Below are 14,750 nucleotides of genomic sequence, written 5' to 3' on the forward strand. Positions count from 1 at the left end.
CCCGCGCGGTACAGGTTCTCGGTGGCGATCGCGAAGCCGCCCTGGTCGGCGTAGTTCAGCAGGTTGTCGACGCTCGTCTGGCCCGGATACGGCCGGTCGAAATCGGAGCCGGTGCGCAGCACGGCCACGCGCGCGAGATCGACGCGCCGGGTGGCGGCCGCGCGCGTCAGCGCTTCGTAGGTGGCGTTGTCTTCCTGCGCCGTCATGCAGTAGGTGCCCTTGCCGTCGGTCAGGATCTTGGTCCACTGGCGCGCGCGTTCGCCGATCTTCGTGCCCGAGAACCACGTATTGCCCGACGACGTGTCGCATTGCACCACCGCCGGCGGCCGGTTGGCCGGCGCGGTGTCGAACTTCGCGCGCGCAGCCTGCGCCTGCGCGTTGTCGGCCAGCACGACGTTGCGCGACAGCGCATAGGCGGCCGCGGTCAGCTTCGGGTTCAGCTCGAACACCTCGCTGCGGTAGTCGAGTGGCGGCTTCTCGTTCGGGCTCTCGGTGTTGATGCCGAGATAACCGGTGTTCCAGCCGGCCGGGATCTCGCGCGCGTCGAGTTCCCATTGCAGGCTGAAATCGACCAGGTAATGCGACCACGCCGCCGAACCGACCGTGCCCTGCGCCGGGTCCACGCCGGCGATGCCCGACACGAGGACATAGGTGCGGCGCAGGTCGAACTTCGGCGAGAAACTCAACGCCATGATGGTGGCCGCGGCGTTCGCGTAACCCATGCCGGTGGTCACCACGCAAACCTCCTGGCGATTGCACTGCACCGTCGGATAGTCGGGCGAGAGCCCCGGCACCTTCACCTGGGTCCAGGGGCCGAGGCGATCGGTCCAGGCCTGCCCTTCCGGCCCGAACATCGTCACGATCATGACCTTCGGCGTGCGCACGCCCGGCCCGTGATCGTCGTGGCCGGGGGCGCCCTGTTGGGCCTGAACATCGGTGGAATCCTGCGCGACGGACGGCACCGTGGCACACGCGGCCAGCGAGAACACGGCCGCGGAAAGCATCGAGCGAGTCAGCATCGTCGTTCCTTATGAATGGAGTGATGAGAACGGTTACGGACACTGCGGATGCGCGAGCCTGGCCGGCCCTCCGGCGCGGCGCACGCATCGGTTTCGTCGTGACGCGGTGGCACGACGAGAATGGCGGCGGTCTGTGCCGCCGTCTGTCTGGCGATCGAACGGCGAAAACCGGCGTGCGGCGGCCGGTTTCCTGCGCCAGACTTGCGATTCTAGCCGCCGCGCCCGGGCGGCCAAATTTCCGGGGCGATGCAAAGCATGCGGTGCGATTCCGGTAAGATTCCCCGCGCCCGCCGGCGGCGTCACCGCTCGCGGCGCCTTACCCAACCCAATCAGACAGTGGAGCGCTACGCATGGCATCGGCAGCAGAATTCGATCAGGTTCGAGTGGTCAAGAAGGCGAACGTCTACTTCGACGGCAAGTGCGTCTCGCATACGGTCATCTTCCCGGACGGCAGCCGCAAGACGCTCGGCGTAATTCTTCCTGCCACGCTGAACTTCGGCACGAACGAACCGGAATTGATGGAAGTGCAGGCCGGCAAGTGCCGCATCCGCCTCGAAGGCAGCGATGAATGGCAAACGTACGCCGAAGGCGATTCGTTCTCCGTGCCCGGCAAGTCGCGCTTCGATATCGAAGTGATCGAGACGCTCGATTACGTCTGCAGCTACCTCTGAGCGACGCGCTTCGCCTGGCCGCCTCGGTCGAATGACCGATGCCGCCGGGCGGCGGCAAAAACTATCCTGTCAAGCAATTGAAAGCTCTTTCACTCCATTGCTTGAAGAGGAACATGATCCACACGCGCTATCTCGCCGCGGCGCTGCTTGCCGGCCTGCTCGGCACGACATCCGCCCACGCCGCCGACCCGGGCAGCCTCCCGCCACCGCCTGGTGTCATCGCCGATGTCCCGGCCCCCGCCCAACCGCACCTGACGCTGTTCAAGCCCCGCGCCGATGTCCTGAAAGACGGTTATGTCTACCTCGCGTTTCGCGTCGACAACCTGAGCATCCTGCCGCTGTACACCGACATCCACGGCAAGGGGGCCACCACGCTGAAGCCCAGGATCGGGCATCTGCACGTGTTCGTCGACGACAGCAAATGGAGCTGGATCCACGCGCAGAGCGACGCGATCTACTTCGGCCCGCTGCCGACCGGGCCGCACACCGTGCGCATCGAGCTGGTGGATGCCTCGCACAGCGTGATCGAGACCAGGACGACGCACTTCGTGGTGCCGTGATCGCCTGCCCGGCATGAGGCGCGTGCGAAGCGCGTGCGAAATCGGGTGGGAATATCTTCACACCGACATCGCACGCGCGGCCATCAGGCAGCCGTATAACGCGGCGCCGGAACGCTGTTCGACAGATGCGGCGCCATCGTCTGGCGCGCGGCTTCGTACGCTTGCCAACCCTCGACCTGATGCAGCGACGGAATGGTCACCAGCTCCTGGCGATCGAACCCGACGAGCGCGGCATCGACCATCTCCTGCGCCGTCATCACCATATTTTTCGGCAGGTGCTCGAGCGGCAGGCCGCCGATTTCCCAGAACTCGGTGGCGGTGGCGCCGGGCAGCACGGCCTGCACCTGCACGCCCTTGGCGGCCAGCTCGTGATGCAGCGACTGGCTGAACGCCAGCACGAACGCCTTGCTGCCGCCGTACACGCCGTTCAGCAGTTCGGGCGCGATGCTGACGATCGACGAGATATTGATGATGGCGCCCTTGCCGCGTGCGACGAAGGCCGGCGCGACGGCATACGTGAGGCGCGTCAGCGCGGTCACGTTCAGCTCGATGAGCGAGGTCATCGCATCGACGCTGGTTTCGAGCAGCGGGCTGTGCGTGCCCACCCCCGCGTTGTTCACCAGCAGCGTGATGCTGGCGTCGTCGCGCAGCTTCGCTTCGACCCGCTGCACGTCGGCGCGCTCGCCGAGGTCGGCCACCAGCACTTCGACGTTGCGATGGGTTTCGTCGGTGATGCGCTTGGCCAACGCGTTCAGGCGGTCACGGTTGCGCGCCACCAGAATCAGGTCGTAACCGCGCCGCGCGAGACGGTCGGCATACACGGCGCCGATGCCGGACGAGGCGCCGGTGATCAGGGCGGTACCAGGATGAGATTGCGTCATGACTTACTCCAGGGAAGGTTTCGGGTGACTTGCCGAAACGTATTCTGGCTGCGCTGGCGAATGTCTCAAATGACGTATATAGTCATTTTTCCTGCCATCCCCCGCCCGCCCTGGAGTTGTCGATGCATCGAATCGGTTTTCTGTTGAGCGACGGCTTTCAGATGATGGCGCTGGCCACCCAATCGGTGTTCGAGCACGCCAACACGGTCGCCGGCGATCCGTTCTATCACTTCACGCTGTACTCCGCGGAAGGCGGGGAGGTGCGCTCGTCGGTCGGCTTCCCGATCGGCACGCACGCCGCGAACGGCACGTCCAAGGTCGATACGTGGCTGGTGGCGGGCGTGGCCGATCCGTTCGCGGTGCCCACGCCGCCCGGCACGGTGAACGTGTTGCGCCGCCAAAGCGCGCGCGCCCAGCGCGTCGCGGGCATCTGCACCGGCGGCTTCGTGCTGGCGGAAGCGGGCCTGCTGTCGGGGCGGCGCGTCACCACGCACTGGGCGATTGCAGCGCAGATGCAGGCGCGATTCCCGGATGTGCTGATCGAAAGCGATCGCATCTTCATCGTCGACGGCCGGATCTGGACGTCGGCCGGCATGACGGCCGGGCTGGATCTCGCGCTCGCGATGGTCGAGAAGGATCTCGGGATGGAGGTGGCGCGGTCGGTCGCGCATCGTCTGGTGATGCCGCAGCGCCGCTCGGGCGGGCAAACGCAGCACGCGGAAATGCTGGAGCTGGCGCCGAAAACCGACCGGATCCAGAACGCCCTGAGCCATGCGCGGCAGAATCTGCACCGGACGCTGTCCGTTGAGGAGCTTGCCGAGGCGGCCAACCTGAGCCCCCGGCAGTTTCATCGGCTGTTCACGCAGGAAACGGGCAAATCGCCGGCGAAGGCCGTCGAGGCGCTTCGGCTCGAAGCGGCCCGGCTCATGATCGAGCGCAGCCGTCACACCCTCGATGCGGTCGCGCGGGAAACGGGGTTTCGCGACCGGCGGCACATGCGGGAAGCGTTCGTGCGCGGGCTCGGCGTGTCGCCCCAAGCGATCCGGCGCGACGCCCGCGCGCCCTGACGCTCGCCACTGCGTAGCGCCCCGGCACCGGGCGCTACATGCAAACTCAGGCGACTTCGATCCGCGCCGGGCCGTCCACCAGTTCGCCGATCACGGCGGCCTGCGCGAAGCCGTCGGCATGGAAGCAGGCCAATACGTCGTCGACCGTCTCGGGCGTGCACGCCACCAGCAGGCCGCCCGAGGTTTGCGGATCGGTCAGCAGCGCCTGCGCGGCCGGCGACAGGTGCTCGCCAAGCCGCACGTCCGCGCCGTACGCGGCCCAGTTGCGGCCCGACGCGCCGGTGATCACGCCGGCCTCGGCGAACGCCTGCGCGCCAGCCAGCCAGGGCAGCGATGCATATCGCACACGCGCGCTGAGGCTCGCGCCGCGCGCCATCTCCAGCCCGTGGCCGAGCAGGCCGAAGCCGGTCACGTCGGTGATCGCGTGCACGCCCTGCAGCGCGGCCAGCTCGGCACCGGGGCGGTTCAGCTTGGTGGTGGCCGCGATCATCGCCGCATAGCCCGCCGCATCGAGCTGGCCCTTCTTCAGCGCGGCCGACAGCACGCCCACGCCGAGCGGCTTGCCGAGCACCAGCACGTCGCCGGCACGCGCGCCCGCGTTGCGCTTCACACGAGACGGATGCACCACGCCGATCGCCGCCAGCCCGTAGATCGGCTCGACCGAATCGATCGAATGGCCGCCCGCCACCGGGATGCCCGCCTCGGCGCACACCGATTCGCCGCCCTTCAGCACCGCGGCGATGGTTTCGTGCGGCAGCACGTTGATCGGCATGCCGACCAGCGCCAGCGCGAAGATCGGCTTGCCGCCCATCGCGTAGACATCCGACAGCGCATTGGTGGCGGCGATCCGGCCGAAGTCGTACGGATCGTCGACGATCGGCATGAAGAAATCGGTGGTGGCGACGATCGCCTGCTCGTCGTTGAGGCGGTAGACGGCGGCATCGTCGGCGGTTTCGGTGCCGACCAGCAGATCGGGGAACAGCGCGGGCGGCGCGTTGCGCTTGAGCAGCTCGGCCAGCACGCCGGGGGCGATCTTGCAGCCGCAGCCGCCGCCGTGCGACAGGCTCGTCAGGCGCGGCGGGGCATTCGTTTGCGGGGTTTCGTTCATGGCGATGGGAACAGTCCGGATGAAGAAGCGCCCATTATCGGCAATCCGCGCCCGCCGCGCGCCCTCGAGCGTCACGAAACGGACACTTGGCGAAATCGGGCCGCTGCTGAGATAATCGCCGCCTTGCCGCATTTTGCCGCGCAATGCCACATCGCACGGTCTGCGCGCGTGGCGTGCCCTTGCCTCCACCGCTCGCGCCGCGAGCCTGCCGAAGCCGTCCATGGATCACCTGCTGGTTGCCCTCGTGCTGTTCTCCGCGTTGCTGCACGCGGTCTGGAACGCGTTCCTGCATGTCAGCGAGGATCGCGTGATCCAGCTCGGGACGATGGCCGTGCCCTACATCGTGGCCGGGGTGGCCGGCGCGCTGTGGCTGCCCGCGCCGGCGCCGGGCGCGTGGCCGTATATCGCGGCGTCGGCGCTGCTGGAGGTGGGCTATTGCCTCGCGCTGCTGCGCGCCTACCGCAGCGGCGAATTCGGCCAGATCTACCCGATCGCGCGCGGCAGTTCGCCGCTGCTGGTCGCGTTGTTCGCGTTCGTCGCGCTCGGCGAACGGCCGTCGGCGTTCGCGCTGGCCGGCATCGCGCTGGTGTCGCTCGGCATCGTGTCGCTGGCGCTGCGGCGCGGGTTGCGGCTGTCGGGCGAGAGCGTGCCCTACGCGGTGCTGACGGGCGTGTTCATCGCCGCCTACTCGGTGGTGGACGGCATCGGCGTGCGGCTCGCGGGCAATTCGCTGTCGTATATCTGCTGGGTTTATCTGCTGTGGAACGTGCCGCAGTTCCTGCTCGTCTGCGCGCTGCGCGGCGGCCCGCGCCCGCTTCTCGCGCCATCGGCCACGCTGTGGCGCGGCATGGCCGCCGGCACCTGCGCGCTGGCGGCCTATGCGATCGTCACGCTGGCCTATCGGCACCTGCCGGTGGCGACCGTCTCGGCGCTGCGCGAGACCAGCTCGATCTTCGCGATCGGCATCGGCTGGTTCGCGATGCGCGAGCAGCCCACGGCGCGGCGGATCGTGGCGTGCGGGATGGTGGTGGCGGGGGCGGTGTTGATCCGGTTTTGAGGGGCGTGGCGGCGCCCGGCCGCCGCCGGCTGTCGAACCGGCCGGCACGGCAGCCCGCGCGCCGCGATCAGCGATCGACCACCGTGACCGGCAACCCCGTCTTGTACTGCACGCGACGCAGCGTGATCGCCGTGCTGACATCGCGTACCCCCTCGACAGTCGCGAGTTTCGACATCACGAAGCGCTCGATGCCGGGGATGTCGTGCGCGACGACGCGAATCATGTAGTCGTACGCGCCCGTCATCAGATAGCACTCCATCACCTCATCGCAGCCGCGCACCACGCGCTCGAACTCCGCGAGTATCTCGGCCGACTTCTCGACCGCGACCGATACATAGGCGTTCACGGGGTAGCCGACCTTGTCCTGGTCGAGCACCGCGACGTAATCCTTGATCACACCGGCCTCTTCGAGCAGGCGGATACGCCGGTACAGCGGCGACGGAGAAATCGACACCGTCTCGGCCAGTTCGGACGCCTTGACGTGCGCGTTGCGCTGCAACGCGTTCAGGATCGTCACATCGGTCTTGTCGAGCTTCATTGGCTTACTTCCTCATCAATACGATAAAAAATGGCGATTCGAGCCAATTCTCACGCTCATTCACCGAGATTTTTGGCTGAACTGTACCGTGCTGCGCCGCTACCATCCAGTCGTCATGCGTCGGTTGCGGCGCGAACGCGAACCGGCTCGGCCGGCGCACTTGCCAGTGGAGTGGAGAAACGATGAAGGTAGCGGTGATGGGAGCGGGCGCCGTCGGGTGCTTTTACGGCGGGATGCTCGCGCGCGCGGGCCAGGAGGTGGTGCTGATCGGGCGGCCGCGGCACGTCGAGGCGATCGGCGCGGCGGGCTTGCGCTTCGAATCGGCACGCTTCGACGAGCGCGTCGCGGTGCGCGCGAGCGCCGATCCGGCGCAGGCCGCCGGTGCGGATCTGGTGCTCGTTTGCGTGAAATCGGACGACACGCCCGCAGCGGCCGACGCGCTGCGTCCTCATCTGGGTGACGACGCGGTCGTCGTGTCCTTGCAGAACGGCATCGACAACGCGGCGACGCTCGAAGCGGCACTCGGGCGCCCGACGATCGCGGCGGCCGTCTACGTGGCCTGCGAGATGGCCGACGCCGGCCACCTGCGGCATCACGGACGCGGCGACCTGATCATCGGGGCCGGCGCGCACAGCGGCGCCGTCGCGGCGCTGTTCGACGCGGCGGGCGTGCCGACCGTCGTCTCGGCCGACGTCGGCGCCGCGCTGTGGGCCAAGTTGCTGCTCAACTGCGCGTACAACGCGCTGTCGGCAATCGCGCAGGCCCCGTTCGGAGAGATCGGCGCCATCGCCGACGTGGACGAGGCGATGCGCAACATCATCGCCGAATGCCTGGCGGTGGCGCGCGCGGAAGGCGTCGCGCTCGATCTCGATACCGAGCGCCAGTACGCACGCATTCGCCAAACCATACCGGCCGGCCAGCACTCGTCGATGGCGCAGGATTTCGCGCACGGACGCGCCACCGAGATCGCACACCTGAACGGCGCGATCGTGCGGCGCGGCGCCGCGCTCGGCGTGCCCACGCCGGTCAATCAGTTGCTCGTCGCGCTGATCCGTATGCTCGAACGCCAGCCCCATGCCACGCAATCTCGCGGCACGGCGCGCGAGCCGGCCACGCTGGCCGCCTGAGCGTCAGGGCGGCCGGGGCAGAGCCGGGCGGCGATCGCCGTGATCGCCGTGATCGCCTTGGCGTAGCGGCGCAATGACGCAATGACGCAATGGCGGCACACCGCAACCCGCGTGCAGATCGCCCCGACACGACACGCGCATCGCGCGGCGGCCGACCGCGGCGCGCTCGATCCGCCCGATCCGCTCAAGGGTCCCGCGCGAATCCCACCGCATCGATCGCCTCGGCCAGCGTGCCGAACGCCGCGCCGATCTCGTCCTCGGGCACGCACGCATAGCCGAGCAGCAGCCCGGGCGCGGCGCGCGAGCGATCCGCGTAGTAGCCCGACAGCGCCCGCACCACGATGTTGCGTTCGAGCGCGGCCCGCGCCACGGCGCGGTCGTCGGTGCCGTCGGGCAGTTGCATCACGAGATGCAGCCCGGCGTCGCCGCCGAGCACCGGCAGCGCATCGCCGTAGCGGCGCGCCAGTTCGTCGAGCAAGGTCTGCCGCCGCAGGCCGTACAGCGCGCGCATCTTGCGGATGTGCGAAACGAAATGCCCCTCGGCGATGAACTCGGCGAGCACGGCCTGCTGCAGCAATTGCCCCTCGCGATACAGCTCGGCGCTGGCGGTCGCGAAGCTCTCGGCCAGCGGCTCCGGCGCGACCAGATAACCCACCCGCAGCCCCGGAAACAGCGTCTTGCCGAAGCTCCCCACGTAGATCACCTGCCCGCTCGTATCCAGCCCCTGCAACGATGCAAGCGGCCGGCTGCCGTAGCGGAATTCGCTGTCGTAATCATCCTCGATGATCCACGCGCCGTGCTGCCGCGCGTATTCGAGCAGCATGCGCCGCCGCGCGAGGCTCATCACCATGCCGAGCGGATACTGGTGCGACGGCGTGACGAGCATCAGCTTCGGCGGCGTGGCGAGATCCTCGGCGCTCGGCGCGATGCCTTCGTCGTCCACGGCAATCGGCCGCGTGGTCAGCCCCGAGACATGCAGCACGCTGCGCACGCCCCAGTAGCACGGGTCCTCGGTCCAGATCACGTCGCCGGGGTCGGTCAGCAGGCGCACGGCCAGATCGATCGACTGGTGAATGCCGGTGGTGATCACGATCTGCTCGGGCGAGCAGCGCACCGACCGCGAGGTGCGCAGGTAATCGGCCAGCGCCTCGCGCATCGAGGCCAGCCCGCCGCCCGGCGCGTAGGTCAGCAGGTCGGGCCGCAGGCGACGCCAGTATTTGTTGTGCAGGCGCGTCCAGACGCGCGACGGAAAGCGCGACACGTCGGGCACACCAGGCATGAACGCGCCGCCCTGGCGCTTCGACACGCCCGCGCCCTCCACCAGCCGCGCCCCGCGCGCCGACAAGGCCCGCGCGAGCGGCCGCCGCAGCGCCAGCGGCGAGACGCCCGTCTCGCCGGCCGGATCGGCCAGCCACGCCGGATCGGGCGCGGGCGGCGAGGCAACGCCTGCGCCCGTGGCGGCCATCGCGCCGCGCCCGCCTGCCGCCGCCCTCTTTCCGCGCAGCGCATCCGGCCCGTCGCGCTCGGCCGCACCGACGATCTCGTCGGGCGAGGTATCGGCCACGAACGTGCCGCGCCCGGTGGCCGACGTCACATAGCCTTCGAGCACGAGTTGTTCGTACACCTGCGTGACGGTATTGCGCGCGATCCCCAGCTCGGTGGCCAACAGCCGCGACGACGGCACGCGCGTGCCGGCCGGCAGCTCGCGCGACAGGATCGCCTGCTGCAACAGCCGGTGCAGTTGCCGGTACACCGGCTGCGCGCCGCCGCTGCGCACGAGACGCTGCGCCAGCCAGTCGGATAACACGCTCGCCCTCAAAATTGGCTCCTATAGATTTACCGGAATGGCTCTAATTTTCAGAGCCAAGCCGGATTATAGTCGTCTCCATCGGCCGCGTTCCCGCGGCCACCGTCTGAACGAACCAAACCGAATCGACTGGAAGGAGATCCCCGTGAAGAATGCCGATCTGCAAGCCCGCAAGAACGCCGCCACCCCGCGCGGCGTCGGCGTGATGTGCGACTTTTACGCGGCCCGCGCCGAGAACGCCGAGCTGTGGGACGTCGAAGGCCGCCGCTTCATCGACTTCGCCGCCGGCATCGCCGTGATGAACACGGGCCATCGCCATCCGAAGCTGGTCAAGGCCGTGGCCGCGCAGCTCGAGCAATTCACGCACACCGCCTATCAGATCGTGCCGTACGCGTCGTACGTCGAACTGGCCGAAAAGATCATCGCCCGCGCGCCGGGCAAACAGGCCAAGAAGGCCGCGTTCTTCACGACCGGCGCCGAAGCCGTCGAAAACGCCGTGAAGATGGCCCGCGCGTTTACCGGCCGTCCGGGCGTGATCGCGTTCGCGGGCGGCTTCCACGGCCGCACCATGATGGGCATGGCGCTGACCGGCAAGGTCGCCCCCTACAAGCTGAACTTCGGCCCGTTCCCGGGCGACGTGTTCCACGCCCCCTACCCGAACGCACTGCACGGCATCAGCACGGCCGATTCGCTGAAGGCGATCGACATGCTGTTCAAGGCCGACATCGATCCGAAGCGCGTCGCCGCGATCATCTTCGAACCGGTGCAGGGCGAAGGCGGCTTCTACCAGGCGCCGGCCGATTTCGTGCGCGGCCTGCGCAAGATCTGCGACGAACACGGCATCGTGCTGATCGCCGACGAAGTGCAGACCGGCTTCGCGCGCACCGGCAAGCTGTTCGCGATGCAGCACTACGACGTGCTGCCCGACCTGACCACCATGGCCAAGAGCCTGGCCGGCGGGATGCCGCTGTCGGGCGTGGTCGGCCGCGCCGACGTGATGGATGCGGCGGCCCCCGGCGGCCTCGGCGGCACCTACGCCGGCAATCCGCTGGCGGTGGCCGCGGCGCACGCGGTGCTCGACATCATCGACGAAGAGCAACTCGAAGCGCGTGCCGTGAAGCTCGGCGACGCGCTGAAGGCGAAGCTCGCGGCGCTCAAGCCGGAGATCCCGCAGATCGTCGACGTGCGCGGCCCGGGCGCGATGGTCGCCGTGGAGTTCTTCAAGGCCGGCACGCAGGAGCCGGACGCCGAATTCACCAAGCGCGTGCAGGCGCGCGCGCTGGAGCGCGGCCTGTTGCTGCTGGTGTGCGGCGTGTATTCGAACGTGGTCCGCTTCCTGTTTCCGCTGACGATCCAGGACGCCGTGTTCGACGAAGCGCTCGGCATCCTCGAGGAAGTGTTGAAGGAAACCGTCGGCGTCGCCGCCTGACGCGCGTCCACCCGGCCCGACACGCCGCGTTCGCTTCGAACGCGGCGTTTTACATTCGCATCACGAGGTCACGCATGAGCCACGACATCACCGCTGCATTGAAGGACGCCTCGCTGTTCCGTCAGCAGATCTATCTGAACGGCGAATGGCAGGACGCCGCGAACGGCGCCACGTTCGAAGTCCGCAACCCCGCCACCGGCGACCTGCTCGGCACCGTGCCGCTGGCCGGCACGACCGAAACGCGCCGCGCCATCGAGGCCGCCAACGCCGCCTGGCCGGCCTGGCGCAAGCGCACCGCGAAGGAGCGCGCCGCGATCCTGCGCAAGTGGTACGAGCTGATGCTCGCCCACGCCGACGATCTCGCGCTGATCCTGACCACCGAACAGGGCAAGCCGCTCGCCGAGGCGAAGGGCGAAATCCTGTATGCCGCGTCGTTCATCGAATGGTTCGCCGAGGAAGGCAAGCGCGTGTACGGCGACACCATCCCGACGCCGGCCGGCGACAAGCGCATCGTCGTCACGAAGGAGCCGATCGGAGTGTGCGCGGCGATCACGCCGTGGAATTTCCCGGCCGCGATGATCACGCGCAAGGTCGGCCCGGCGCTGGCCGCGGGCTGCCCGATCGTCGTGAAGCCGGCCGAAGCCACGCCGTTCTCGGCGCTGGCGCTGGCCGTGCTGGCCGAGCGCGCGGGCGTGCCGGCCGGCGTGTTCAGCGTGGTGACGGGCGACCCGAAGGCGATCGGCGGCGAGCTGACCGGCAACGCCACGGTGCGCAAGCTGTCGTTTACCGGCTCGACGCCGGTGGGCCGCCTGCTGATGGCGCAGTGCGCGCCGACGGTCAAGAAGGTGTCGCTGGAGCTGGGCGGCAACGCGCCGTTCATCGTGTTCGACGACGCCGATCTCGATGCGGCCGTGGAAGGCGCGATCGCCTCGAAGTATCGCAACAGCGGCCAGACCTGCGTCTGCACCAACCGCTTCTACGTGCACGACGCGGTGTACGACGCGTTCGCCGACAAGCTCGCGGCGGCGGTGGCCAGGCTGAAGATCGGCCGCGGCACCGAGGCCGGCGTCACGCAAGGCCCGCTGATCAACGAAGCGGCCGTGCTGAAGGTGGAATCGCACATCGAGGATGCGCTGGCGAAGGGCGCGAAGGTGATCACGGGCGGCAAGCGCCACGCGCTCGGCCACGGCTTCTTCGAGCCGACCGTGCTGACCGGCGTGACGCCCGACATGAAGGTGGCGAAGGACGAAACGTTCGGCCCGCTCGCGCCGCTGTTCCGCTTCGCGTCGGACGACGAAGTGATTCGTCATGCGAACGACACCGAGTTCGGCCTCGCCGCGTATTTCTACAGCCGCGACATCGGCCGCGTCTGGCGCGTCGCGGAATCGCTCGAATACGGCATGGTGGGCATCAACACCGGCCTGATCTCGAACGAGGTCGCGCCGTTCGGCGGCGTCAAGCAATCGGGCCTCGGCCGCGAAGGCTCGCACTACGGCATCGACGATTACGTCGTGATCAAGTATCTGTGCCTGGCGGTCTGATTCCGGCTCTGCCGGCAGCGAAATGAACAACGCCTTCGCGGTTCACGCCGCGAAGGCGTTGTCGTTTGCGTCAGCGAAACACGCCCACCGCATCCACCAGCGAGGTGGCCTGCTGGCGCAAGCTTTCGGAAGCCGCCGCGCTCTGCTCGACCAGCGCCGCGTTCTGCTGCGTGATGTTGTCGAGATCCACCACCGCGCGATCCACCTGCTCGACGCCCACGCTCTGCTCTTCCGTGGCCGAGCTGATGTCGGCGATCAGGTCGGCCACGCGCTTGACCTGCACCACGAGGTCGTCCATCGTGCGGCCCGCGTCGTCCACGCGGCGCGCGCCCGAGGCCACCCGATCGACGCTGTTCTCGATCAGCGTCTTGATCTCCTTGGCCGCATTCGCGCTGCGCTGCGCGAGTGCACGCACCTCGCCCGCCACCACCGCGAAGCCGCGGCCCTGTTCGCCCGCGCGCGCCGCTTCCACCGCGGCATTGAGCGCCAGGATGTTGGTCTGGAACGCGATGCCGTCGATCACGCCGATGATGTCCGCGATGCGGCGCGAGCTGTCGGTGATCTCGTTCATGGTGCCGACGATCTCTTCCACCGCATGGCCGCCGCGCGAGGCCGCGTCGCTGGCCGACACGGCAAGCTGGTTCGCCTGCGAGGCGGTGGCCGCGTTGTTCGACACGGTGGCCGTCATCTGTGCCATCGACGACGCCGTCTGCTGCACGGCCGTCGCCGCCTGTTCGGTGCGGGCGCTCAGGTCGTTGTTGCCCTGCGCGATCTCGCTGCTGGCGCGCTGCACGTTCAGCACCTGCTCGCTGACGTCGTCCACCAGCCAGCGGAACATCAGCCCCAGTTGGTCGATCGTGCGCAGCGTCATGCCGATCTCGTCCACGCGCGTGGCGGCCGGGCCGTTGCGGCTCTCGCCGGTCGCCACGTTCAACGCGCGCTCGTGCAGGTCGCGCAGCGGCCGCACGATCTGCGCGTCGAGCCACATCGCCACCAACCCCGTGGCCACCGCCGTGGTGGCGGCCACGCCGGCCAGCGGCAACCCGCTCGCGCCGCAGGCCCACGCGCCGCCCGTCACCACCGGCACCAGCGCCGCCAGTGGCGCATACATGCGCGTGCGCACCGACATCGTCTTGAGCAGCGACGCGAGCCGGCCGAAGCCGCCGCGAATCACGATGCCCTTGTAGAAACGCCGGCCGCCCGCGCGGCCTTCGCGGAAGTCGCGATACAGCGCTTCGGCCGCGGCGATGTCCTCGCGCGACGCCTTGGTGCGCACCGACATATAGCCCTGCGGCTGGCCGTTGCGCATCAGCGGCACGGCGTTGGCGCGCACCCAGTAGTGGTCGCCGTTCTTGCGGCGGTTCTTGACGAGCGCCATCCACGGCTCGCCGCCCTGGATGGTCGCCCACATGTCGGCGAACGCCTCGCGCGGCATGTCGGGGTGCCGCACCGTGTTGTGCGGCGCGCCGACCAGTTCTTCCGGCGTGAAGCCGCTGATCTGGACGAAGCTCGCGTTCGCGTAGGTGATGGTGCCGTCGGCGCGCGTGGTCGACATCAACGTCGCGTCGTCGGGGAATTCGTATTCGTGCTGCGTGACCGGCTGGTTATTGCGCATTCATTGGCTCCGGCACACGGCGTCGAAGGCATGGGCCACCGTGGCTTCTCTCATTCAGGTCAGGTCGTGCTGGCGCCCGCGCGGCATCGCAACGGCTGCGGGCTTATCTCTTTTTTGACGGCAGCATTGGGGAAAACATTAACCCGATCAGGAGAAAAGCTCTCAAAATCCTCATTTTCTAGATTTATATCAATAGATCGCCAATTAATTGATCCGTGATCGACGGCACGTGGCAAGGCTCGCGCCCATGAAAAACGGCAGCCCGACCGAAGGTCGAGGCTGCCGTCGGCCACCCGCGCGAACGCGGGCGGCAAGGAGCGAGGGGCGCTA

14 protein-coding genes are annotated in these 14,750 nt (G+C 68.4%); 7 read left to right on the top strand and 7 right to left on the bottom strand.

The annotated features are described in order from the left end of the window. On the bottom strand, nt 1-1,019 hold a 1,019-nt coding region (locus ACYP33_RS32565), incomplete at its 3' end, for a purine-nucleoside phosphorylase (RefSeq protein WP_459625281.1). 350 nt (nt 1,020-1,369) lie between these two features. Between ACYP33_RS32565 and ppnP the strand changes: the two genes are divergently transcribed. Both ppnP and ACYP33_RS32575 read left to right on the top strand, forming a co-directional pair. After that, nucleotides 1,370-1,690, top strand: coding sequence for a pyrimidine/purine nucleoside phosphorylase (ppnP, locus tag ACYP33_RS32570; protein ID WP_459625282.1), 321 nt, complete (start codon nt 1,370-1,372; stop codon nt 1,688-1,690). A gap of 113 nt (nt 1,691-1,803) precedes the next feature. Further along, nucleotides 1,804-2,250 (top strand): DUF6130 family protein, encoded by a 447-nt coding sequence (locus tag ACYP33_RS32575; RefSeq protein ID WP_459625283.1) that lies wholly within the window; start codon nt 1,804-1,806, stop codon nt 2,248-2,250. An 83-nt stretch (nt 2,251-2,333) separates the two neighbouring features. On the opposite strand, the gene ACYP33_RS32580 is transcribed toward ACYP33_RS32575, so the two are convergent. Then, the gene (locus ACYP33_RS32580; protein WP_459625284.1) at nt 2,334-3,131 is read right to left on the bottom strand and encodes an SDR family NAD(P)-dependent oxidoreductase; all 798 of its coding nucleotides are present in this window, start codon (nt 3,129-3,131) and stop codon (nt 2,334-2,336) included. A 122-nt stretch (nt 3,132-3,253) separates the two neighbouring features. Here ACYP33_RS32580 and ACYP33_RS32585 point away from each other — a divergent pair, with 122 nt between their 5' ends. Beyond that, the gene (locus ACYP33_RS32585; RefSeq protein ID WP_459625285.1) at nt 3,254-4,198 is read left to right on the top strand and encodes a GlxA family transcriptional regulator; all 945 of its coding nucleotides are present in this window, start codon (nt 3,254-3,256) and stop codon (nt 4,196-4,198) included. Nucleotides 4,199-4,244: 46 nt separating this feature from the next. On the opposite strand, the gene selD is transcribed toward ACYP33_RS32585, so the two are convergent. After that, entirely contained in the window at nt 4,245-5,306 is a 1,062-nt protein-coding gene (gene selD / locus ACYP33_RS32590; RefSeq protein ID WP_459625286.1) for a selenide, water dikinase SelD, read from the bottom strand. Between the two features lie 220 nt (nt 5,307-5,526). On the opposite strand from selD, the gene ACYP33_RS32595 reads away from it, so the two are divergent. Continuing rightward, on the top strand, nt 5,527-6,363 hold the full coding sequence (locus ACYP33_RS32595) for an EamA family transporter (protein WP_459625287.1): 837 nt from the start codon (nt 5,527-5,529) through the stop codon (nt 6,361-6,363). A 67-nt stretch (nt 6,364-6,430) separates the two neighbouring features. Here the strand turns inward: ACYP33_RS32595 and ACYP33_RS32600 are convergent, their stop codons facing one another. Beyond that, the gene (locus ACYP33_RS32600) at nt 6,431-6,901 is read right to left on the bottom strand and encodes an Lrp/AsnC family transcriptional regulator (RefSeq protein ID WP_459625288.1); all 471 of its coding nucleotides are present in this window, start codon (nt 6,899-6,901) and stop codon (nt 6,431-6,433) included. Between the two features lie 182 nt (nt 6,902-7,083). Between ACYP33_RS32600 and ACYP33_RS32605 the strand changes: the two genes are divergently transcribed. Further along, entirely contained in the window at nt 7,084-8,028 is a 945-nt protein-coding gene (locus tag ACYP33_RS32605; RefSeq protein WP_459625289.1) for a ketopantoate reductase family protein, read from the top strand. A 184-nt stretch (nt 8,029-8,212) separates the two neighbouring features. On the opposite strand, the gene pdxR is transcribed toward ACYP33_RS32605, so the two are convergent. Further along, the gene (pdxR, locus tag ACYP33_RS32610) at nt 8,213-9,847 is read right to left on the bottom strand and encodes a MocR-like pyridoxine biosynthesis transcription factor PdxR (RefSeq protein WP_459625290.1); all 1,635 of its coding nucleotides are present in this window, start codon (nt 9,845-9,847) and stop codon (nt 8,213-8,215) included. Nucleotides 9,848-9,980: 133 nt separating this feature from the next. On the opposite strand from pdxR, the gene gabT reads away from it, so the two are divergent. Further along, nucleotides 9,981-11,264: a 4-aminobutyrate--2-oxoglutarate transaminase gene (gabT, locus tag ACYP33_RS32615; protein WP_414448417.1), complete on the top strand. Its 1,284-nt coding sequence runs from the start codon at nt 9,981-9,983 to the stop codon at nt 11,262-11,264. Between the two features lie 74 nt (nt 11,265-11,338). Beyond that, nucleotides 11,339-12,805 carry an NADP-dependent succinate-semialdehyde dehydrogenase gene (gene gabD / locus ACYP33_RS32620; RefSeq protein WP_414448418.1) on the top strand — a complete coding sequence of 489 codons (1,467 nt, stop codon included), beginning with the start codon at nt 11,339-11,341 and terminating at the stop codon, nt 12,803-12,805. Nucleotides 12,806-12,875: 70 nt separating this feature from the next. Here gabD and ACYP33_RS32625 read toward each other — a convergent pair whose 3' ends face one another. Then, entirely contained in the window at nt 12,876-14,420 is a 1,545-nt protein-coding gene (locus ACYP33_RS32625; protein WP_414440970.1) for a methyl-accepting chemotaxis protein, read from the bottom strand. Nucleotides 14,421-14,479: 59 nt separating this feature from the next. Then, nucleotides 14,480-14,750: hypothetical protein (locus ACYP33_RS32630; RefSeq protein ID WP_459625291.1), on the bottom strand; the 271-nt coding region annotated here is incomplete at its 5' end.

The sequence above is a fragment of the Burkholderia sp. 3C genome (assembly GCF_054589155.1).